This window comes from Pseudomonas sp. AC016, from assembly GCF_979253365.1.
On sequence record NZ_CEEDCC010000001.1, the window covers coordinates 4349007 to 4369410 of the forward strand.

The window sequence follows — 20404 nt, forward strand, 5'->3', positions numbered from 1 at the left end:
CAGCTATACGTGGTTCATTTTTTACGGTAACCAGTCCAACAGGTTTAGCGGCGATAGGCCGTCAGCGCACGAATGCATCATGTCCTGCATAAAACGCACGGCTGCCAAGATGCTCTTCTATTCGCAGAAACTGATTGTATTTCTCGACCCGCTCCCCCCGGCATGGAGCTCCTGTCTTGAGATGGCCAGTCCCCATCGCGACAGTCAGATCAGCGATGGAGCTGTCCACCGTCTCCCCGCTACGATGAGAAACCATCGCCCCCCAATTTGCCCCATAGGCCATTTCGATGGCGGCTTTGGTCTCAGTCAGCGTTCCGATTTGATTAGGTTTGATCAATACGGCATTGGCGACGTTTTCTGTGATGCCTCGCTGAATCCGTTCGACATTGGTGACAAATAGGTCATCTCCAACCAACTCGATCCGGTCACCCAGCGCAGTATTCAATAGCTTCCAGCCCGACCAATCGTCTTCCGCGAGGCCATCTTCCAGTACCGCAATCGGGTACTTGTCGACCCAGGAGGAATAGAGGCTAATCAGCTCTTGGGCATCTACCTTCCGACCTTCCGAACGCAGATGGTAAAGACCGTTTTCATAGAAACCGCTGGATGCTGGATCGATAGCGATCTCGATCTGAGATCCAGGGGCGTAACCGGCCCTTTCAATTGCCTTGATGATCAGCTCAATGGCATCTGAGTTTTTCTTGAGCGTCGGAGCAAAGCCGCCTTCGTCTCCGACCGCAGTTGAGTAGCCGGCGTCCTTAAGCACTACTTTCAGCTCGTGGTACACCTCAGCGCCCCAACGAAAGGCTTCCTTGAAACTGCCAGCCCCTGTAGGTGCAATCATGAATTCCTGAAAGTCAGGGCCTTGCCAGTTGGCGTGAACACCGCCATTGAGAATATTGAACATTGGGACGGGCATTCTTGCTGCTTGCTCGCCGCCCAGATATTGGAACAAGGGCAAGTTCAGCGCAGAAGCCGCCGCTCTGGCAACGGCGAGGCTCACGCCTAAGATCGCGTTTCCTCCAAGCCTGGATTTATCAGAGGTTCCATCCAGCTTAATCATCAGATGATCAATCTGTTCCTGGTCAGCCGCATCCAGGCCTCTCAAAGACTCAAATATTTCGGTATTTACATTGCTAACGGCCTTCAAAACTCCTTTGCCGGAATACCGCTGTATATCTTGGTCACGCAACTCAACTGCTTCGTGAGCGCCTGTAGAGGCACCGGACGGTACTGAAGCCCGGCCCATGGCGCCGCACTCCAAGGTGACGTCGACTTCAACGGTAGGGTTGCCGCGTGAATCGAGAATTTCACGTGCATGAATGGCCTGGATTTGCGTTTTCATAGATTTTCTCCAAGTAACGATTCGGGAACGTCATTAACGATGTGAAACCGTTGAGAGGCCTCTATGTCGGACGTCAGCTCTCCATGAGTATCCTGAACAGCTGCACTGCCGACACCGCGATTGCGGGAACCAAGAAGCCTCCAATAATTAGTTCAGGAATCTCTCCCACCAAGGGCATGAACTGCCCTCTTTTTGCCATCTGGAAAAGCTCCATCATTTGGTTTGAAGCAACCATTACAGAGCAGCAATACGCCGTCTGGGCTTGTAGCCTGACGCGCCTTTGATTTAGCAGATGAAAGGTCAGCAAGGACACTCCAACGCTTACGATGAAAAGCGCGGCGAACTCATAGACGGATCCTGTGAAAAACCTGCCCATCACAAGCCCGAATACGATGCTCAGCGTCACTGCGCTCATGTGGTCTCCCAATTCTCTAAAATGATTTTGATGAGCCGACGTCGGTGAGCTCCATTTCGCGATCTCATCTTTGGATTGCCAACCGCCATCGCGCTCAATGTTGCTGTGCTCTCAGCTCGTAGCCCGGTACGCAGGTCTGGGCTACGTCGGCCTTGCAGGACTTCTCACTGGGCATACGCAGCGTAACCAATGCGCCTTCGAGCGAGGTGACGATGTACCACCCCTCGCTCGAGACCTTTTGACTGCCTGCGATGCCGGCCAGAAAAAGTGACCAGAAAACCAGTCCTACGAGAAGCGGCTTGTTGTCACGAGCCCAGTTAGCAGGGGCTGGCTGTGGACGTAGGTTATAAACTCGGTACATGGCGCTTATCCTTTTTATTGGTTGTCCAACAAGGTGCGTTTTTTAGTTTTTCGCCTGGCCCACTCGACCGTATTCGATGGGCAATTTGATATAGCTCAGTGAAAACGACTCCTTGGCCAATGCCTCCAGCAACCTGTCGCACCCAATTTCATCAGTGGATATAGTCACCGTGACGGGATGGTCGGCACCGCCGAGGAAATGCGCCGTATGCAAATGCCCCAAATGATCTAGCCCCTCTGTACCGCTCACCAACGTCGCACCCAACGCGCCCTCTCGCTTGGCGAACTCGACCAACCACTCTCCCAGTGGAAGGTGCTGGTAGTTGGTACTCTGTTCGGTGAAAAACGTCAGTTGAAAGCCGTTCATAGCTACATCCTCTAATGTCGCGAGTGACCGACGCTTCGGTCGGCCGTACCTCTTCATTTCCGAGCTGTTTTCAAACTGAATTACGACGCGTCAGTGAGCGGTAACTCACATAAGAGAAGAACTGCTCGCACTTTGCGTAACTCGTCAGCGTGGTCGCGCAGGAATGCGCGCAGCTTGTCCTCTGTATCTAGCAATTCCAGACACTGGGGATGACGCATATCGCCAAGCTCCGGGTGATGATGGGAGATGCGATAGCTTGGCAAATAACCTGCAGAAATCGTCTTGAGCATGACCTGCTCAATTTTTGCTTTTTGAGCAACTTTAAGGAGGTGCTGGGCTAGTGCAGGTGCGCTTAGGTGGTGCCAGAAGCTGGTCACGCGAGCCCGGCTAGCGCCAGGAAAATAGAGTTGCAAAGCTGTCAGGCGATCTTGGTGATGTTCAATCATTTCTCTTCCCCCGCAAGAGTCACTTTCCGCTCGCTGGCGGATTCACTTTGAGCATGAAATTGCTTGATATCAGAGAGCCGGATTTCCTCCGGAAGAGGACGGTGATGCTTGCTGTGGCCGACGCGCTGGGCGTGATAGATCCCGGTGTGTCCGGATACGAGGTAACTTGCGATACAGGCAATGGCTGCAAGCGGAGCAATTTCGGGCCCGAAGAGCTCCATGGCCATAACGATGGTTGCCAGTGGCGTATTAGCTGCACCGGCAAAGACGGCGACAAAGCCGATACCAGCCAGCATGCCGAAGGGAAGGTGCAAGAGGGGAGCCAGCGCATTCCCCAAGGTGGCACCGATGTAAAACAGCGGTGTCACTTCACCGCCTTTGAATCCAGTGCCCAAGGAGACAACGGTGAACACCATCTTTCCAAGCCAATCCCAAGGGGCCATTGGTATTTGAAAGGATTGGACGATGCTCGGAATGCCTAGCCCGATGTACTTATCAACGTCAATGTAATGGTTACTACCGAGCGCCCACACTGCGACTGCGATCAGCAGGCCGCCGGCGAAGGGTCTTAATGGTGAATAGGTGATAAGCCGCTTAACGAAGGCTCCGAGCTTGTGGGTCGCAGTCGCGAATAGCAGGCCGGTAAGGCCAAAGACAATCCCAGCTGCCACCACAGCCATGACGCTCCACAGCTGCACCGGAACCACTTCGCCAATGACGTAATGCGTGTGAACCACGCCCCAGGCTTGCCCCACCTGGTCAGCAACGATTGCCGCAACCACGCAAGGGAAAAGCGCGTCGTAACGCATACGTCCAATGGCCAATACTTCAAGTCCGAATAAAGCCCCGGCAAGAGGGGTGCCGAAGACGGACGCAAAGCCAGCACTGATACCGGCCATGAGAATCACCCGACGGTCTTCGCGGCGCAGACGGAAGACATGCGTCAGTTGATCGGCAAGGGCACCGCCCATTTGCACCGCCGTCCCCTCACGTCCCACAGATGCACCAAAAAGGTGGGAAACCACGGTTCCAATCAGCACCATCGGCACCATGCGCAAAGGCACGATCTTCTTAGGATCATGGATCTCATCGATGATCAGGTTGTTTCCGGCATCAACGGGTTTGCCTATCAAGTGATATGCAAGTCCCACAGCAAAGCCAGCCACTGGCAGGAGCCAGATCACCAAAGGATGGGTTTCTCGCCACTGGGTGGCATGATCCAAGGAAAGGAGGAATAACGCAGAAGCAGAGCCTGCCAAAAGAGCTACAAGACCTGCAAGCGCAAGCCATTTCGCTATATAGGGCAGTAAGTCGAGTTGTTCAGGTCGTCGAAATTTAGACATTTGGCCAGCCACAAAAAAGTAGGTGGGCCTGACCAAAAAGGGAATCTGAGCGCGAACGCCTACAGACCTGATTGATCAGGTTTCTGTAGGCATCATCAGCTGCTACGGGCGCAGCGGTTTGTTAATGGAGGAATGCCATCTCCAATGCGCCGATCTTAGCTAGGTCTGTCCAAAATGTAAAATCGTGTTTCGGAGTACGAGGCAAGCGAAGGCGTCTTCGAGTCACCGCTTACGAAAGAGGGCCAAACTAGGTGACCTCTGTTCCGACGAAGCCCAGCTCAACTGGGGTTTTTATGTAAAACAACGAGATATCTTCAAGCTCCAATCGCTTGAATAACTGTTCAGATTCGTCCTCGGTAATGGCCATACGAATTTCGGTAGGCTGATCCGCTAGTTCAAAAAAATGCGAGGAATGCAGCCGGCCGGTATGCCCAAAGCCTTCGATACCTGTGGACAGAGTCGCACCCCGCAGTCCCATTTCTTTCGCCAAATCAACGACCCAGTCGCCGAGCATCTTTCCCTGATAGCGACGATTCTGTTGAGTAAAGAAGGTCACCAGAAAAGCTTTCATGTTCCTCTCCTCAGCGCGTGTTGATTATTTGATAGGACAGAAGCCCGGCAGCCGTCATTACCAGCGAGCCCACGACGTGTAGTGAAACTGAGCCTAGCGCCCAGGGCAGCCTACCTTCCTGAATCAGGGCAATTGTTTCTGCGGAAAACTTTCGATTCCACGCTCTGAAAACCGCAACGCATAGCCAGGCTTAACGCTGCGATGTTTAGTAATTATCTCATGAGTTCGTGATTGGCTACCACGGCTGTTGGTCCTGCAAGCCGGGTCGATTGTCTCGCGAAACTCAGAGGCCCTGAGGATCCGGAGCACATCCTACTCCCATGTGCCAAAGTCCGTCTGATCCTCCAAAGGCTGCATGAGGTTCCAAAGCGGCCGAATACGAAGGGCAGCTTTCGGCCATAAGCAGCCGGTCGATTTCACAGAACTCGCGAGAGCCAAGTGACATGAGAAAAAGCCAATATCTTCTCGACCGTCAAACTAGCCCTGATTGCCACTCGCAGCCCATCAAGTCGACCTGCGCAACCTAAACCTGCGGACTGATATCCATAAACGGCAGAGTGGGTTTCGGCGGACTCGAAACATCAAGCGCAATACGCCAATACCCAACGTCATGCCAAGCGCCTTGCTTGAATCCTACTTCTGGATACGTACCTATGTGAGCGAAGCCAAGTGCTTCGTGCAACCCCACGCTGCCATCGTTAGGCAGCGCTATCCCGGCATAGGCTGCGTGAAAGCCTTGCCTTTTCAATGTCGGTAGCAACACGTCATACAGTGCCCGACCGACCCCGCTACGGTGCGCTTCTGGCGATATATAAACGGTGACGTCGACCGACCAGCGATAGGCCTCACGAGCCCGATGCTGACTGGCATATGCATAGCCGATGATTTGGCCGTCTCGCTCCGCTACCAGATACGGGTAAGTCGGCAAAGTCGACCCAATCCGCTTGGCCATCTCTTCGACGGTAGGGGGCTCAAGCTCAAACGAAATCGCGGTGCGTTCAACCATCGGTGCGTAAATTGCCTGGATGGCTTGAGCGTCCGAAATCTGCGCATTCCTTACTGTGGTGTTGCTCATTCTCTATCCCCTTGGTCGCTCAAATCGATCTTTGATTGACTCGTTTCGAGAGTGCCTCGGCGCTTTCCTTGCGCTCCGAATAGCGGTCTACCAGATACGTTTCCCGGCCCCGAACCATCAGCGTGAACTTCACCAGTTCCTCCATCACGTCCACAACACGGTCGTAGTAGGCAGATGGCTTCATACGCCCTGCGTCGTCGAACTCCAGAAAGGCCTTGGGTACTGACGACTGGTTTGGGATGGTGATCATCCGCATCCAGCGCCCGAGGATCCGCAGCTGGTTTACCGTGTTGAACGACTGTGATCCACCGCAGACCTGCATGACCGCCAGCGTCTTGCCCTGGCTGGGGCGGACAGCGCCCATCGTGAGAGGAATCCAGTCGATCTGGGCTTTGAACACAGCAGACATTGCACCGTGACGCTCTGGCGAACACCACACCTGTCCCTCTGACCACAGAACCAGATCCCGCAGCTCTTTAACCTTTGGATGGTCTTCCGGAGCGTCATCAGGGAGAGGCAGACCCGAGGGATCAAAGATGAAGGCCTCGGCTCCCATTAGAGTCAGGATGCGCGCGGCCTCTTGGGCCAGTAGCCTGCTGAAAGAGCGCTCACGGGTTGAGCCATACAGCAACAAGATGCGTGGCTTGTGCGTCGGTTGCTCGTTGCCTTGCAGGCGATCCAGTGTGGCGACGTCGATTAGCGACTGATCCAGGTTAGGTAGATCTAGACTGCTTTCCAAGGAAAATTCGTCCATTACAGTTCACCTATTCGATCTAGTTCGCGCTTCAATTCCTGCGGTGTGAGCGCCGAATGAACCAGACTGAAGAATGCGTCGAAACGCTTTTTAATCTGGACGACGGTTGCGTCAAATGCGGCCTGGATTTCGCTATCTGTTCCTTCAACATTGGAAGGATCGGCAAGCCCCCAGTGGCTTTTGACAGCAGGCCCGAAATAGACCGGGCAGGGTTCGCCTCCAGCCTTATCACACACGGTGATCACCACATCCGGTGGTGAGTCCGAAAAAACCTCTGAGCCTTTGCTGTAGAGATGTGTGGTATCGATGCCTAGCGCTCGCAGCGTGCTCACGGCGCGGGGATTCAGCTGCCCGCTTGGGAAGCTGCCCGAACTGACGGCAGTAAAACCGCTCGGGGCCAAGTGGTTGAACAACCCCTCCGAGAGAACGCTCCGGCAGCTATTTGCCGTACACATAAATAGTACTTTCATGGGTTTCTCCTAGACAGGGATGCTCAGCCGCAACGCCAGTGCCACCAGCGTTACCAGCAAGATAGGAAGGGTGAGGATGCTGCCGACTTTGAAGTAGTAGCCCCAAGTGATGCGGATATTTTTCTGCGACAGCACATGCAGCCACAACAGCGTGGCCAGACTTCCGATGGGCGTGATCTTGGGGCCAAGATCGCAACCGATGACGTTGGCGTAGATCATGGCCTCACGTACCAGTCCCGTAGCGTCGCTGCCCTGAATGGACAGAGCGCCGATAAGCACACTCGGCATGTTGTTCATGATCGAGGACAACAGCGCAGCGGTGATACCGGTACCCAAGGTAGCGGCCCATAGGCCATGCTCGGCAAAAATGTTCAACAGCGCCGAGAGCGAGTCGGTTAGCCCGGCATTACGCAGGCCATAGACCACCAGATACATGCCCAGCGAAAACACGACAATTTGCCAGGGCGCGTGCTTGATGACCTTTCTCGTGGAGATGATGTGGCCTTTACCTGCGATGACCAGCAGGATCACCGCACACGCAGCAGCGACGGCGCTGATGGGGATGCCTAACGGTTCCAGTGCGAAAAGGCCAACCAGCAGCAGACCAAGCACCCACCAGCCAGCAATGAATGTCGCCCGGTCACGAATCACTGCATCTGGGGCTTCAAGCTGATTAGCGTCGTACTGGGCGGGAATGTCCTTGCGATAGAACATCCAGAGCATGAACAGCGTCGCGGCCACCGCCACCAGGTTTACCGGCCACATCACTGAGGCGTACTCACCAAAACCCACGCCAAAAAAGTCTGCCGAAACGATGTTCACCAGATTGGACACCACCATCGGCAGACTGGCGGTATCAGCGATGAAACCTGCGGCCATCACGAATGCCAGGGTCGATGCCGGACTAAAGCGCAGCGCTGTCAGCATCGCGATGACGATTGGGGTCAGAATCAGTGCGGCTCCATCATTGGCGAACAGTGCCGAAACGGCTGCACCGAGCAGGATCATCAGCGCAAACAGGCGTCCACCGTTGCCCTGACCCCAGCGAGCTACATGCAGCGCCGCCCACTTGAAGAATCCCGCTTCATCGAGCAACAAACTGATGATGATCACAGCAATGAAGGTCGCGGTAGCGTTCCAGACGATGTGCCACACAACCGGCACATCCCCCAGACTTACGACGCCAGTCAGTAGTGCCAGAACGGCACCCGCTGCCGCGCTCCAGCCGACACCTAACCCCTTGGGTTGCCAGATAACAGAGACGAGCGTAACTACGAAAATCGATGCTGCGATGAGCATGGGTATGTTCCAGGTCGGAGGTCAGCAGCAGGAGGCTTGGCGCACGGGTCTGTCTTCCATGGAGGCCAGCCGTCCTTGATGGTCGGTAACCCATGACTGGTGTGCCTGCGTAGTGACATTCAGAACATCAAGTGCCCACTGTTCAAGCTCGGGATGCAGGCGGTAGTAAACCCACTGACCCTGCCTGCGATCCGCTAGTAATCCGCAGGCACGCAGCTGGGCCAGGTGCCTCGAAACCTTCGACTGGTTATCGTCCAGTGCCCAGATCAACTCGCACACGCACAGCTCACCCTCAGCCGAAAGCATGAGCATGATCCGAGCGCGGGTTTCATCACCCAAGCACTTGAAGAATGTGTGTGGTGCAAGGCTCATAAGCAATTGCTCTGCATATGTGGATAATCGAATTTACAGATGTAACCACATTCAGCCTGCTTGCACAAATGCCCAGCGATGGGAATTGATGGATATGTGCGCCACCAGTAGGCTAGCGAGGTCAACCTTGATCGTCGGGTGTGTGTACAGCGGCCTGTCTTAAACAGGTATGGCTTCCGATGTTTCGTAGCAACATTTCGAGATCGCTATCGCTCAGCTATGAGCTACGGCTAGCTCATGTGTGAACCACCCGTTACTCACCTTGGGCCCGGTAAAAGAGCGAAAGACGTTATGGGTACCGATAGTCAGAGAGGTCTGCTGCGCAATTGCATCCCCCGGAAGCCGAGCGGTGAAGGAAACTGTATTCGCGCGGCTACGTGAAATCCGTGTCCGAACACCTGTGCAGCCATTTAAGATTTCAAGCTCGTGCGCTTACTTATCTGCCCTGAAAACCGCAGCCGATGTTGTCAACAGAATCGGCAAAAAGGAGTCAGGCAGATACGCCTGCCAGATCAGGAACAATTATCTTTGCATGCCGTCGCGATGGCGCTACGCTAAAGGCACCTTACGCCGTTTTCCGGAACTGATAAGACGGACCGAGAGAAACCACAAGTTTCCTATGGAAGGTTTACATGAATGGCTATGCCTTTGATCTTAAATTAGTCTGTGGCGGCTATGGTTATTTTTCAACTTTAACATCAGGTAGCGCGCCCGACTCAAACGGCCTTGAGGCTCGAAAGCCTTCGTTGGTGAACAGCGAGGTGTTTCCTAGCGCCCTCAAGGAGTTAGGAGTAAGTTATATTGTCGTTAATAGCGAAGAAAGCTATTACGACTGGACTTGTATTCAGGGATGGGCAATTGCAGATGAAAAGTATGTGAGGCAATACATGGCTCACTGGATAAAAAAACGAAAGTGCCTTATCTCTCCTTACGGGTCTTTTACCGATATCGAGCTGGCATCGGCATCTATTCGTAAAAGAAGTTTTCGAGGAAAGTTTAAACAAAGAATATTAGATAGAGATGGAAATCACTGTGTTAATTGCGCCGAATCTGACGGGCTAACTTTGCAGCATGTAAGACCATATTCGCAAGGCGGGGAAACTAGCTTTAGAAATTTGGTAACACTATGTGAGCGTTGCAATCATAATATGGGGGCCGAAGTCTATAGGGAGCTATACGATCTCGCAAACTTACGTTACTCGTATGAACCTTCCTTGCTGAGGAACTCTGAGGTTAATGAGAGAGCAATTCTTCGAGCAGCTCAGTTTTCTAGAAATATTATGCATACGAGGTGTGAGCTTTAGTAGATGTTTTTTAAAAAAGACATATTTTAGAGATCAGCGCAAATCCTGACGCTGGTATACACAGAGCATTTCCCTCAATTCGGCCGTTCACCCTCTGCCGCGCTGCCGCTCAGGACAGGCAAGAGTCTTAAGGGACGGGCTTAGCTCCTTCCTGTGAGCGAAGTGAACGACTTTAACTAATTGTATGTTTCCAAGCCATCCCCTAAATTATGCCAGCTTCCTTTTGAACGCTTTTAATGTGGTTATTTAAGGATCTATTAAAAATTGGAATTGTGTCGCTTACAAAGCTCCAGTCAAACGTCAACAAGGCGTTGGTCCACCCCACGCTATAAATAACCCCGTCTTCATTGGGTTTCTTATTTCCGTGCGTCATCACAAAGCTTTCTTGGTCAAAGTGAGCGCCTTGCTTGTTTCGGTATGCTTTGGCATCTTCTATAAATTTATTGAACTTTTCTCTAACGTCACCGGAAAATGCCTGTAAAATTATCTCATCGAGAGTCGGCTCCCAAAATAGCCTCTTATTTGCGGCAATAACTCCTGCTTTCCCGTAACCGTCGTTGAAAATAGTGCATAGTTTAATGATTATTTCTTCGGTTATTAGCTCGTCAATAAGCTGTATATCATGAATGTCAGGGAATAAGGTGCCATGTTTCTCTTCAAAACCATTTAATGCCTCCCCATCAAGTCGTAGGCCAGTTTTCAATCTCCTGCGCTCATCATCATATAACTCGGTTATATGCATCGGTCGTCCAGTGTTGCAGAAGCGATCCACGCGCTGCCTAAGTGCCAGAAGATCGACGATTCTATTGAGAGCTATTTGCCACAAATATAGCCTGCCAAGGATTTCTTTCACTGTTAGCACCGCCTTAATTTGGTGCATGGCTGGCGAACGGTACCAATGTCATCCATCATCAGTCTTGTCGCCCAGTCATCACCTCAGAACATTTACATCAGATAGCTGAATAACTCTACGGTGTCCAGAGTTCCTTAATCATCGAAGGGCTAATTCTGGCCGATTTCTGCCGGTGCTGACCTGCAGCTGGATCCACTCCTGCCTGTCAAAGCCATCAGGCTTTCTGATCAAATCCTATGCAAACGACAGGTCAATCCGAACGCAAACGAGCGCCTTGATTCAATGGTCTTTTGGTATGAAGTTGGGTAGTGCCGAAAGCAGCTTTAGTGATTCACTCACGCTAGCTTTAAGTGAAATATCATAATGCTCATGCTCTTCATATGCGTCAGCCTCCGTTCCGTACGTGTGCAGCACGACGTGCTCCATCCCCTTACGTAACGATCGAAGAGCAGTATTGGCTAGGGTAAGCGAGCGTATAGATGAGATTCCCGCCACTTCAAAAACCGCCGCTAAGCAGATCACGGCATCCGACGGTTCTGGACGTGGGGCCATTTTGCTCTCTGATCCACCGTTAGCGACCTTTACATTGGTCCATCCGTGGGAGTGACATAGGCGAACGAACTCTAGTGATGCCCATTGCTCTTGTGCTTGGAGTTGGCGGCCACGGCCTCGTGGGGCCGTCATACCGGCTGCAGCCTTTTGCAGATCTTCCAGTCCCTGCGTTTGAAGCCATGACACAAGCGTAGAGTCTGACGAGGGCAGCCGGATATCCCGTTGTGTAGTGTCTCCCCCATCGAGATTCCGCCTATCTAAAGCGTCCCCCAGCGCTTCAATACCACATTGGTCAATTGCTTGGAGGGCGGATCGAAGGTCTAGGCTCGCGCGCGAAACCTCCTTTAGGAGAGGAGCTAAAGCAATCGCCCGCTCCTGGTCTTTTTTCAGTCGCATATAGCCGTCCGAAAGCTCAAGCAGCTTTAAGCAGAACGGATAGATTCGGGTAATAGACGGCAGGCCCGCTGAGCGACGTTTGTAAGCGATATCTGCGGCCGTATTAACCATCTTCGTCTCCTGCTCGCTCAGGCTGCTGACAAAGCCGCTGGGTAGGTACCGTGATTGGTTCATCCCTTCCTCCAGACATCCAAATGATCTGCCCAATCCTGCATCATCAGGCGGCGCTCGTCGAAGTACGTCGCATGATTATAGGCTCGACGGACGTTATTCTGATCCGCGTGAGCAAGCTGAGCTTCGATGGCGTCTGGGCGGTATCCGAGCTCGTTCAATCGAGTGCTACCAGTAGTTCGTGTGCCGTGGGGGCTGTATTTACCGCTCCACCCTATAACTTTCAAAGCTTGGCGCATCGATGCAACTGCCATCGGCATCTGTCTGTTGTCTCGGCCAGGGAATAGATGGTGCCGGGTGCCAGTGATGGTGTGGAGCCCCTTGAGCATCTGGATTGCCTGGCGGGGGAGGGGAACTACGTGCTCCTTGCGCGCCTTCATTCTTCGCGAAGGTATTCGCCAAATCGCTGCTTCAAGATCAAATTCCTCCCATTCGGCTTCGGCTACCTCGCTCGGTCGGCCTAGCGTCCACCACATCAGCTGGATGCAATAATTGAGCTGGAAGCTGCAACGGTGGTTGTCGAAATCACGTAATAGCTTGCCGATCTGATCCGTGGTTAGGGCAGTCTTATGCTGCGTTTTGTTGGTGGGCAGTGCTTTACGAACTGGCCAGACTGGATCGCTATCGGCTCGGAGCGTGGCGACGGCATACTCAAACACCGCAGACATGGTGCGACGAGCCTCTGCTGCTACGCTCGGAGCGCCGCGCTTGAATGTGGACTGGAGGATGCTGAGTATCTGAGCTGAGGTAACCTCGCGAACAGGAAGTTTTCCTATGTTGGGAAACACCACTCGCTCCAACATATCGAGGCGTCGATTTTTGGTGATGTCTTCCCAGTCTTTGGTCTGTAACCACTCTTTGGCTATGACATCAAATGTATTGGTCGCCTCGTTTGCTTGCCTAACCCGGTCTAGCTGCCTTTGCTGGGCTGGATTCACGCCCTCCTTGACCAGCTTACGTGCCGCTTCGCTTCGTTCTCGTGCTTCTGACAGTTTCACGGCCGGGTATTCGCCGAGTCCGATCATGCTGGACTTGCCATTCAGCGCGAAGCGATACCGCCATGCTTTCACGCCTGTAGGTTTGACCTCCAAGTACAGACCACGTTGGTCATTGAGCCGATATAGCTTTTCCTTCGGCTTGGCGCTGCGGCAGTGGGCATCGGTTAGCAATCTCAAGTCTCCGTGTGCTGTAAACCCACTGTACTCACCACTCTAGCGCTTAGCAAATTCACGTACTCAAAAACCTACTCACCTCTTGGATGAAAGCGGCAGAAACAAGATGCGACTTTCTGAAACAGAAAAACCGCGCAAAGGCGCGGTTTTAATGGGTTTTGGTCAGTTTCACAGTGTTTCAAAAAACACCGTGAAACTTAATATTCCGATCAGACGTTGAAACGGAAGTGCAGCACATCACCGTCCTTGACGATGTAGTCCTTGCCTTCCAGGCGCCATTTACCCGCTTCCTTTGCGCCGCCTTCACCCTTGTACTGGATGAAGTCGTCGTAGGCGACACATTCGGCGCGGATGAAGCCTTTTTCGAAATCGGTGTGGATGACGCCTGCGGCCTGAGGTGCGGTTGCACCGACGCGGACGGTCCATGCGCGGACTTCTTCTACACCGGCGGTGAAGTAGGTCTGCAGGTGGAGCATTTCGTAGCCGGCGCGAATCACGCGGTTCAGGCCGGGTTCTTCAAGGCCCAGGGCTTCGAGGAACATGTCTTTCTCTTCGCCGTCATCCAGCTCGGCGATTTCCGCTTCGATCTTGTTGCAGACCGGCACCAGCATTGCGCCTTCTTCTTCGGCGATGGCGCGAACCACGTCCAGCAGCGGGTTGTTCTCGAAACCGTCTTCCGCGACGTTGGCGATGTACATGACCGGCTTGGTGGTCAGCAGGTGGAAGCCACGAATGACGGCTTTCTCGTCATTGCTCATGGACTTCATCAGGCTGCGCGCCGGCTTGCCTTCGGTGAAGTGGCTGATCAATTGCTCGAGCAGGCCCTTTTGGACCACCGCGTCCTTGTCGCCGCCCTTGGCATTGCGGGTGACTTTCTGCAGTTGCTTTTCGCAGCTGTCGAGGTCGGCGAAGATCAGTTCGAGGTCGATGATCTCGATATCGCGCTTGGGGTCGACACTGTTGGAGACGTGAATCACGTTCTCGTCTTCGAAGCAGCGCACCACGTGAGCAATGGCGTCGGTTTCGCGAATGTTGGCCAGAAACTTGTTGCCCAGGCCTTCACCTTTCGAGGCGCCGGCAACGAGGCCCGCGATGTCGACGAATTCCATGGTGGTCGGCAGGATGCGCTTCGGGTTCACGATCGCGGCCAGCGCGGCAAGGCGTGGATCCGGCATCGGCACAATGCCGCTGTTCGGCTCGATGGTGCAGAAGGGGAAGTTCTCGGCCGCAATACCGGATTTGGTCAGGGCGTTGAACAGGGTGGACTTGCCGACGTTAGGCAGGCCGACGATGCCGCAATTGAATCCCATGGTGTTTCCCCTCGAGTGATGTCAGGCCTTCTGGCTGTGCAGGTTTTTCATCGCCCGGTTCCATTCACCGGCGAAGATATCCGGCAGCACGCCGAGGGCAAAGTCGATACTGGCGTCCAGCTTTTCCTGTTCGGCGCGCGGCGCTCGACCCAGAACAAAGCCCGACACCTTGCTGGCATCGCCCGGGTGGCCTATGCCAAGCCGCAAGCGATGAAAAGTGTTCTGATTGCCGAGCTGCGCGATGATGTCGCGCAGTCCGTTATGACCGCCATGGCCGCCGCCCACTTTGAGTTTGGCAACGCCCGGAGGCAGGTCAAGTTCGTCGTGCGCCACCAGAATCGAGTCGACCGGAATGCGATAGAAACCGGCGAGTGCCGCCACGGCCTGGCCGCTGCGGTTCATGTACGTGGTGGGGATCAACAGACGAACATCCTGACCCTGATGCGAGAAGCGTCCGGTCAGGCCAAAGAATTTGCGCTCGGGAACGAGATTGACTCGTTGCGCCGCAGCAATACGCTCAACGAAAAGAGCCCCTGCGTTATGCCGGGTCTGTTCGTATTCAGCGCCTGGATTTCCCAGGCCAACGATCAGTTGTATGGCGGTCACGACAGGGGCCCTTCCTTTGGAGTTGTGGTCAAGCCGCTGACGACAGCGGCAACGTGGACGAAAAGTGCTCATTTACCATGATGTAAACTCCGCGATTCCGCCCGCTTTGCCTGCTATCGCTCGCGATGTTTCCTGAGCAACTCCGACTCTGCACAGTAATGAAATTACTCTGCAGCGCCTTCTTCTGCTTCGCCTTCTTCTTCGTCTTTGACGATACGCGGTGCGTGGACGTTGGCGATTGCCAGGTCGGTACCGTGTGCCAAAGCGACGAACTCAACGCCTTTAGGGGCTTTCAGTTCGGACAGGTGAACGTTGTCACCGATTTCCAGCGCGCCCAGGTCAACTTCGATGAACTCAGGCAGGTCTTTTGGCAGGCAGGTCACTTCCAGTTCAGTGGTAGTGTGCGAGATCTCGCCGCCTTTCTTGACCGGAGCTTCTTCGTTGATGAAGTGGATCGGCACGATAGCGGTCAGTTTCTGACCAGCGATAACGCGCACGAAGTCAGCGTGCATCACGTGGCCTTTGGCCGGGTGACGCTGCAGGGCCTTGATCAGAACGTTTTGCTTCTTACCAGCAACGTTCAGTTCGATAACGTGGCTGAAAGCAGCTTCGTTTTCGAGCAGTTTTGCAACTTCCTTGGCCAGCATGCTGATGGACTCAGGGGCTTTGTCGCCACCGTAGACAACAGCTGGAACCAGGCTAGCGAGACGACGCAGGCGGCGGCTCGCACCTTTCCCCAGGTCGGAACGCTGTTCAGCATTCAGAGTAAAATCGTTCATGTTGTTTCTCCAAAATAACCACATTCACAATGGCGTTTGCGACCAGCGCCAGAGCGATATGGGCAAAAAAGCCCCGCCCTGACCGGATGCCAGGGCGGGGCGCTTTTCGTCGACGAAATGCAGGCTTAGGGAGAACCCTTAGCGGAACATCGCGCTGATCGATTCTTCGTTGCTGATGCGGCGAACCGCTTCGGCGACTACCGGTGCAATATCCAGTTGGCGGATACGGCTACAGGCTTGTGCAGCAGCGGACAACGGGATGGTGTTCGTCACCACCAGTTCGTCCAGCACGGAATTTTCAATGTTTTCGATCGCCCGACCCGACAGCACAGGGTGTGTGCAGTAGGCAAAGACCTTGGCAGCGCCATGCTCTTTCAGGGCCTTGGCCGCGTGGCACAGGGTGCCGGCGGTATCGACCATGTCATCGACCAGAATACAGGTGCGCCCTTCGACATCACCGATGATATGCATCACTTCGGAGTGATTGGCTTTCTCACGGCGTTTGTCGATGATCCCGAGATCGACGCCCAGGGATTTGGCCACTGCTCGTGCACGCACGACGCCGCCGATATCCGGAGAAACGATCATCAGGTTTTCAAAGCGCTGGTCTTCGATGTCATCCACCAGAACGGGGGAGCCGTAGATGTTATCTACCGGAATATCGAAGAAACCCTGGATCTGGTCAGCATGAAGATCAACCGTGAGAACACGATCGATACCCACCACGGTCAGCATATCGGCGACGACTTTCGCGCTGATAGCCACACGTGCGGAACGCGGACGGCGGTCCTGACGGGCATAACCAAAGTAAGGAATCACAGCAGTGATTCGGGACGCTGAGGAGCGGCGGAAGGCATCAGCCATCACGACGAGTTCCATCAGGTTGTCATTTGTCGGAGCGCAGGTCGGCTGAATGATGAAGACGTCTTTACCGCGGACGTTTTCATTAATCTCAGTGCTGATTTCGCCGTCGGAGAACTTACCAACAGAAACATCACCCAGTGGGATATGCAGCTGACGTACTACACGCCGAGCGAGATCGGGGTTAGCATTCCCCGTAAAGACCATCATCTTGGACACGCGCAGTACCTAGAGGCTGAGGGTAACCTGGATGAGTATGGAAAATGGCAGGGGCGGCTGGATTCGAACCAACGCATGGCAGGATCAAAACCTGCTGCCTTACCGCTTGGCGACGCCCCTGTATTGAATCAATCGAGTGCCTGGCACTCAATTCCTGCTACAGATCTTGAAGCTTGCGATGCAACATCGAAATGTTACTTCCTTTCGCGACAAACCCTGTAAGGGTCTCTGTAAGAAGGGCCGAGACTTTATCAGCTTCAGCTTTGTTTGGGAAGGCCCCAAACACACAACTTCCAGTTCCGGTTAATTTTGCTTCGGTAAAATTACCTAACAAATTCAAAGCGTTACGTACTTCTGGATAACGCCTCTCTACAACCGCTTTACAGTCATTTCGACTGTTTCCCTTGGGAACGGGGCGCACTTTAATGGGCGGCGAGTCGCGTGTCAACAACGGATCTGAAAAAATTTCTGCTGTACTTACAGCGACTTGCGGAACAAGCACCAAATACCAAGGTTCTTCGGGGTTTACGGGGGTCAGAATTTCTCCGACGCCTTCTGCAAACGCCGCGTGGCCACGGACGAAAACCGGGACATCGGCGCCGAGCGTCAGGCCCAGTGCGGCGAGGCGATCCTCGTCCCAGCCAAGATTCCATAAATGATTCAGACCCAGCAGGGTGGTCGCGGCATCAGAGCTGCCGCCGCCAATGCCGCCGCCCATGGGCAGGCGCTTTTCCAGCCAGATATCCATGCCGAGCTTGCAGCCCGACTGTTCCTGAAGTGCCCGGGCCGCCTTGACGATCAGATTGCTGTCGTGTGGAACGCCTGGCACATCGGTCTGCAGGCAAATCTCGCCGTCTTCGCGAATGGCAAAACCCAGCTCGTCGCCGTGATCGAGAAACTGAAAGATCGTCTGCAACTCGTGATAGCCGTCAGGGCGGCGTCCCAGAATGTGCAGCATCAGGTTCAGTTTTGCCGGGGCGGGCAGAACCAGTTGCGGTGTGTTCATGTTCACTGCCCCAGTTTGCGAGGCTGCCAGTCCTTGATGACCAGCGTAACGTCGAGGTCCTGGCCGTGCAGTTTCACGCGTTCGGGCAGCCAGTAGCCGTTCTGTTCGACGTAACTCAGGTACTCGACCTGCCAGCCGTCCTGATCAAGACTCGCCAGGCGACTGTCGCCGTCCAGGATGACCTGACTTTTGCTGTCTGGTGCGGGAAGGCCGCGTACCCACCACACAAGGTGAGAAACCGGGAGTCTCCAGCCGAGCTGGTCCTGCAGAAGTTCTTCAGGGGTCTTGGCTTCGTAGCGACCCTGATTGGCCACTTCGAGCGCAACTGCGCCGGGTCTGCCGGTCAGGCGCGCCGCACCACGTCCCAGCGGACCGGAGAGGCGGATGTCGTAATAGTCCTGACGCTGCAACCAGAACAGCGTGCCGCTGCCGGAGTCTTTCGGCGCGCGAATACCGACCTTGCCGTTGATCTGCCAGCCGTCGAGGCTGCTCAGTTGCTGTTTGTGTTCGCGCCATTGCGCGGGATCGCCCTTGCCCTGAACCGATTCGCGGGACGTGAGGCCGGCACAACCGGCGAGCAGGGCGATGAGGCTGAATACAACTACGTGGCGCAAAAACATAACGTCAAAGGGTCTCTGATCCGGTCAAGCGCCGCAGGGTGCTGCGCAGAATAGGGCTGTCGGGTTGCTGTTCCAGGGCCTTGGCCCAGACTTTTCGGGCTTCGCTCTGTTGGCCTTTGGCCCAGAGCACTTCACCCAGGTGAGCGGCGACTTCGTGGTCGGGGAAGCGTTCGAGGGCCTTGCGCAGCAGGCGTTCGGCCTCGTCCAGATTGCCCATTCGATAATTGACCCAGCCAAGGCTGTCGAGAACGGCCGGATCGTCGGGGTTTATCGAGTGAGCCTTTTCGATCAGCGCTCGTGCCTCGGCATAGCGCGTGGTGCGGTCGGAAAGCGTATAACCCAGTGCATTGAGGGCCATGGCGTTTTCAGGCTCGCGCTTGATGATCGAGCGCAGATCCTTTTCCATCTGCGCCAGGTCATTGCGCTTTTCGGCGAGCATCGCCCGGGTGTACAGCAGGTTGATGTCGTCCGGGTATTGCTTGAGCGCCTGACTCAGTACCTGCCAGCCACGGTCGGCATGGTCGTTGCTGGTCAGGGTTTCGGCTTCGATCAGATAAAGCTGTATGGCGTATTCCGGTTGGGAGTCGCGAGCCTCGGCCAGACGCTTGGAGGCTTCTGCGGCGTTGCCATTGCTGATCAGGATGTCGCTCTGGCGCAATTGTGCCGTCAGGAAATCAGTGCCGGGACCGACCTGGGCGTATTCATCCAGCGCGCTTTGCGGGTCATCGCGTTCTTCGTGAATGCGGCCCAGATTCAGGTGCGCCGAATCGACGTGGGCACCGCGGGCGATGAGCTCTTCCAGATAACCAGCCGCTTCATCCCAGGCCTTGGCTTCCAGACAGACCAGTGCCAGCGAAAAGCGCAGGTCATCGTCTTCCGGATACTGCTGCAGAAGGCTGGAGAACTGCGCCTTTGCATCATTCATGCGGTTCTGTTCCACCAGCATGCGGGCATAGGTCAGGCGCAGACGTTTGTCTTCGGGGTATTTCTTGATGCTTTTTTCAAGGATCGGCAGTGCTTCCTTGCCGCGGCCCATGCTTTGCAGCAGTCGGGTGCGCAGCAGGATCGGCGCGACTTCGCCTTCCTTGGGGGGATTGTCTTCCAGCAGTTTGAGCGACTGCTCGGAATCGCCGTTCTGCTGGAGCAGCAAGGCCTTGCCAAAGATCAGTTGCCCGTTATTCGGGTATTTTCCCAGCAAGCGGTCGAAGCTCTTGAGCAGACCGTTGCGCGTATCCGAATCGGTTTCTGCAGCGGACAGTGCCAGGAAGTCGAAATGCGTGTCGCCCTGACCCTGCAGCACCTTCTCCATGTAAGCCATGGAATCGTCGTATCGGCCGGAGCGCGCCAGCTGAATGGCGGCGGCCCGTTGCGCCTCAAGGTTCTTCGGGTCGTTTCTGGCCCAGATCAGCGCAGTTTCCAGCGCCGACTGGTCGGCGCCCATGTATTCGGCGATGCGATAGGCACGCTCGGAAACGCCCGGATCCTGAGTCTTGATCGCCTGGGTCACGTAGTTGTCCAGCGCGATGTCGAAGCGGTTGCGTTGGCCAGCCAGCTCCGCGCTCAGCAGGCTGACGAGGGTCTCCTGAGTGAACGAACCATAAACCTGCGGCTTGGTTTCAGGCGCGGGAGGGGTGTCTTTCTGCGCAGTATCGGGCTGCGACGCAACGGGGGTCATGGACTGACAACCGCCTAGAAAGGCCAGGGCAAGGAACAACGCGGAGAATCTATTCATATATAA

At 54.6% G+C, this 20404-nt stretch carries 23 protein-coding genes, 1 tRNA gene, 1 pseudogene and 1 riboswitch; of the genes and pseudogenes, 1 reads left to right on the forward strand and 24 read right to left on the reverse strand.

Going from position 1 to position 20404, the window contains the following annotated elements; genetic code table 11:
- Window positions 1-61 precede the first annotated feature (61 nt).
- The 13 genes and pseudogenes from eno to AC0IXS_RS19590 all read right to left on the reverse strand — a co-directional run bounded on the left by eno (window position 62) and on the right by AC0IXS_RS19590 (window position 8817).
- A complete protein-coding gene (eno, locus tag AC0IXS_RS19530) occupies window positions 62-1345 on the reverse strand; it encodes a phosphopyruvate hydratase (protein ID WP_057409478.1) in 1284 nt (427 codons plus the stop codon).
- A 73-nt stretch (window positions 1346-1418) separates the two neighbouring features.
- Complete coding sequence (locus AC0IXS_RS19535) at window positions 1419-1760, reverse strand: hypothetical protein (protein WP_003317535.1); 342 nt, start codon at window positions 1758-1760, stop codon at window positions 1419-1421.
- Between the two features lie 94 nt (window positions 1761-1854).
- Entirely contained in the window at window positions 1855-2121 is a 267-nt protein-coding gene (locus tag AC0IXS_RS19540; protein ID WP_057409479.1) for a hypothetical protein, read from the reverse strand.
- A 42-nt stretch (window positions 2122-2163) separates the two neighbouring features.
- Entirely contained in the window at window positions 2164-2487 is a 324-nt protein-coding gene (locus tag AC0IXS_RS19545; RefSeq protein ID WP_003425060.1) for a DUF190 domain-containing protein, read from the reverse strand.
- Window positions 2488-2567: 80 nt separating this feature from the next.
- Window positions 2568-2933, reverse strand: a complete 366-nt coding sequence (locus AC0IXS_RS19550; protein WP_057409480.1) for a hypothetical protein — start codon at window positions 2931-2933, stop codon at window positions 2568-2570.
- Window positions 2930-4276: a voltage-gated chloride channel family protein gene (locus tag AC0IXS_RS19555; protein ID WP_185795480.1), complete on the reverse strand. Its 1347-nt coding sequence runs from the start codon at window positions 4274-4276 to the stop codon at window positions 2930-2932. The genes AC0IXS_RS19550 and AC0IXS_RS19555 overlap by 4 nt, the downstream gene beginning before the upstream one ends.
- A 79-nt stretch (window positions 4277-4355) precedes the next feature.
- Window positions 4356-4428: riboswitch (Fluoride riboswitch) on the reverse strand.
- Window positions 4429-4523: 95 nt separating this feature from the next.
- Window positions 4524-4847, reverse strand: a complete 324-nt coding sequence (locus tag AC0IXS_RS19560; RefSeq protein ID WP_003425054.1) for a DUF190 domain-containing protein — start codon at window positions 4845-4847, stop codon at window positions 4524-4526.
- 10 nt (window positions 4848-4857) lie between these two features.
- Window positions 4858-4995: pseudogene (locus AC0IXS_RS19565) on the reverse strand (fluoride efflux transporter CrcB); the annotation flags it as partial.
- 375 nt (window positions 4996-5370) lie between these two features.
- Window positions 5371-5922 carry an arsinothricin resistance N-acetyltransferase ArsN1 family B gene (locus AC0IXS_RS19570; RefSeq protein ID WP_057409481.1) on the reverse strand — a complete coding sequence of 184 codons (552 nt, stop codon included), beginning with the start codon at window positions 5920-5922 and terminating at the stop codon, window positions 5371-5373.
- Between the two features lie 19 nt (window positions 5923-5941).
- Complete coding sequence (gene arsH, locus AC0IXS_RS19575) at window positions 5942-6676, reverse strand: arsenical resistance protein ArsH (protein ID WP_057409482.1); 735 nt, start codon at window positions 6674-6676, stop codon at window positions 5942-5944.
- A complete protein-coding gene (locus tag AC0IXS_RS19580; protein ID WP_057409483.1) occupies window positions 6676-7146 on the reverse strand; it encodes an arsenate reductase ArsC in 471 nt (156 codons plus the stop codon). The genes arsH and AC0IXS_RS19580 overlap by 1 nt, the downstream gene beginning before the upstream one ends.
- 9 nt (window positions 7147-7155) lie before the next feature.
- Window positions 7156-8445, reverse strand: a complete 1290-nt coding sequence (locus tag AC0IXS_RS19585) for an arsenic transporter (protein ID WP_057409484.1) — start codon at window positions 8443-8445, stop codon at window positions 7156-7158.
- 21 nt (window positions 8446-8466) lie between these two features.
- Window positions 8467-8817, reverse strand: a complete 351-nt coding sequence (locus tag AC0IXS_RS19590; RefSeq protein ID WP_057409485.1) for a metalloregulator ArsR/SmtB family transcription factor — start codon at window positions 8815-8817, stop codon at window positions 8467-8469.
- A gap of 632 nt (window positions 8818-9449) precedes the next feature.
- Between AC0IXS_RS19590 and AC0IXS_RS19595 the strand changes: the two genes are divergently transcribed.
- Complete coding sequence (locus tag AC0IXS_RS19595) at window positions 9450-10121, forward strand: HNH endonuclease (RefSeq protein ID WP_185795479.1); 672 nt, start codon at window positions 9450-9452, stop codon at window positions 10119-10121.
- Window positions 10122-10323: 202 nt separating this feature from the next.
- On the opposite strand, the gene AC0IXS_RS19600 is transcribed toward AC0IXS_RS19595, so the two are convergent.
- From AC0IXS_RS19600 to AC0IXS_RS19650, 11 genes are all read right to left on the reverse strand, one after another.
- Complete coding sequence (locus AC0IXS_RS19600; protein WP_206683087.1) at window positions 10324-10974, reverse strand: hypothetical protein; 651 nt, start codon at window positions 10972-10974, stop codon at window positions 10324-10326.
- A gap of 279 nt (window positions 10975-11253) precedes the next feature.
- Window positions 11254-12096, reverse strand: coding sequence for a hypothetical protein (locus AC0IXS_RS19605; RefSeq protein ID WP_057409486.1), 843 nt, complete (start codon window positions 12094-12096; stop codon window positions 11254-11256).
- Complete coding sequence (locus tag AC0IXS_RS19610) at window positions 12093-13262, reverse strand: tyrosine-type recombinase/integrase (protein ID WP_057409487.1); 1170 nt, start codon at window positions 13260-13262, stop codon at window positions 12093-12095. Before AC0IXS_RS19610 ends, AC0IXS_RS19605 begins: the two co-directional genes overlap by 4 nt.
- Window positions 13263-13474: 212 nt before the next feature.
- Window positions 13475-14575, reverse strand: coding sequence for a redox-regulated ATPase YchF (gene ychF, locus AC0IXS_RS19615; RefSeq protein ID WP_004879814.1), 1101 nt, complete (start codon window positions 14573-14575; stop codon window positions 13475-13477).
- Window positions 14576-14596: 21 nt separating this feature from the next.
- The gene (pth, locus tag AC0IXS_RS19620) at window positions 14597-15181 is read right to left on the reverse strand and encodes an aminoacyl-tRNA hydrolase (protein ID WP_004879811.1); all 585 of its coding nucleotides are present in this window, start codon (window positions 15179-15181) and stop codon (window positions 14597-14599) included.
- A 164-nt stretch (window positions 15182-15345) separates the two neighbouring features.
- Entirely contained in the window at window positions 15346-15960 is a 615-nt protein-coding gene (locus tag AC0IXS_RS19625; protein WP_043305703.1) for a 50S ribosomal protein L25/general stress protein Ctc, read from the reverse strand.
- Between the two features lie 138 nt (window positions 15961-16098).
- The gene (locus AC0IXS_RS19630; protein ID WP_002552145.1) at window positions 16099-17040 is read right to left on the reverse strand and encodes a ribose-phosphate pyrophosphokinase; all 942 of its coding nucleotides are present in this window, start codon (window positions 17038-17040) and stop codon (window positions 16099-16101) included.
- A gap of 45 nt (window positions 17041-17085) precedes the next feature.
- A tRNA-Gln gene (locus tag AC0IXS_RS19635) sits at window positions 17086-17160 on the reverse strand.
- 37 nt (window positions 17161-17197) lie between these two features.
- Window positions 17198-18046, reverse strand: coding sequence for a 4-(cytidine 5'-diphospho)-2-C-methyl-D-erythritol kinase (gene ispE / locus AC0IXS_RS19640; protein WP_122574133.1), 849 nt, complete (start codon window positions 18044-18046; stop codon window positions 17198-17200).
- 2 nt (window positions 18047-18048) lie between these two features.
- Window positions 18049-18666 (reverse strand): lipoprotein insertase outer membrane protein LolB, encoded by a 618-nt coding sequence (gene lolB, locus AC0IXS_RS19645; RefSeq protein WP_122668441.1) that lies wholly within the window; start codon window positions 18664-18666, stop codon window positions 18049-18051.
- A gap of 4 nt (window positions 18667-18670) precedes the next feature.
- Complete coding sequence (locus AC0IXS_RS19650; RefSeq protein WP_081021764.1) at window positions 18671-20398, reverse strand: tetratricopeptide repeat protein; 1728 nt, start codon at window positions 20396-20398, stop codon at window positions 18671-18673.
- Window positions 20399-20404 lie beyond the last annotated feature (6 nt).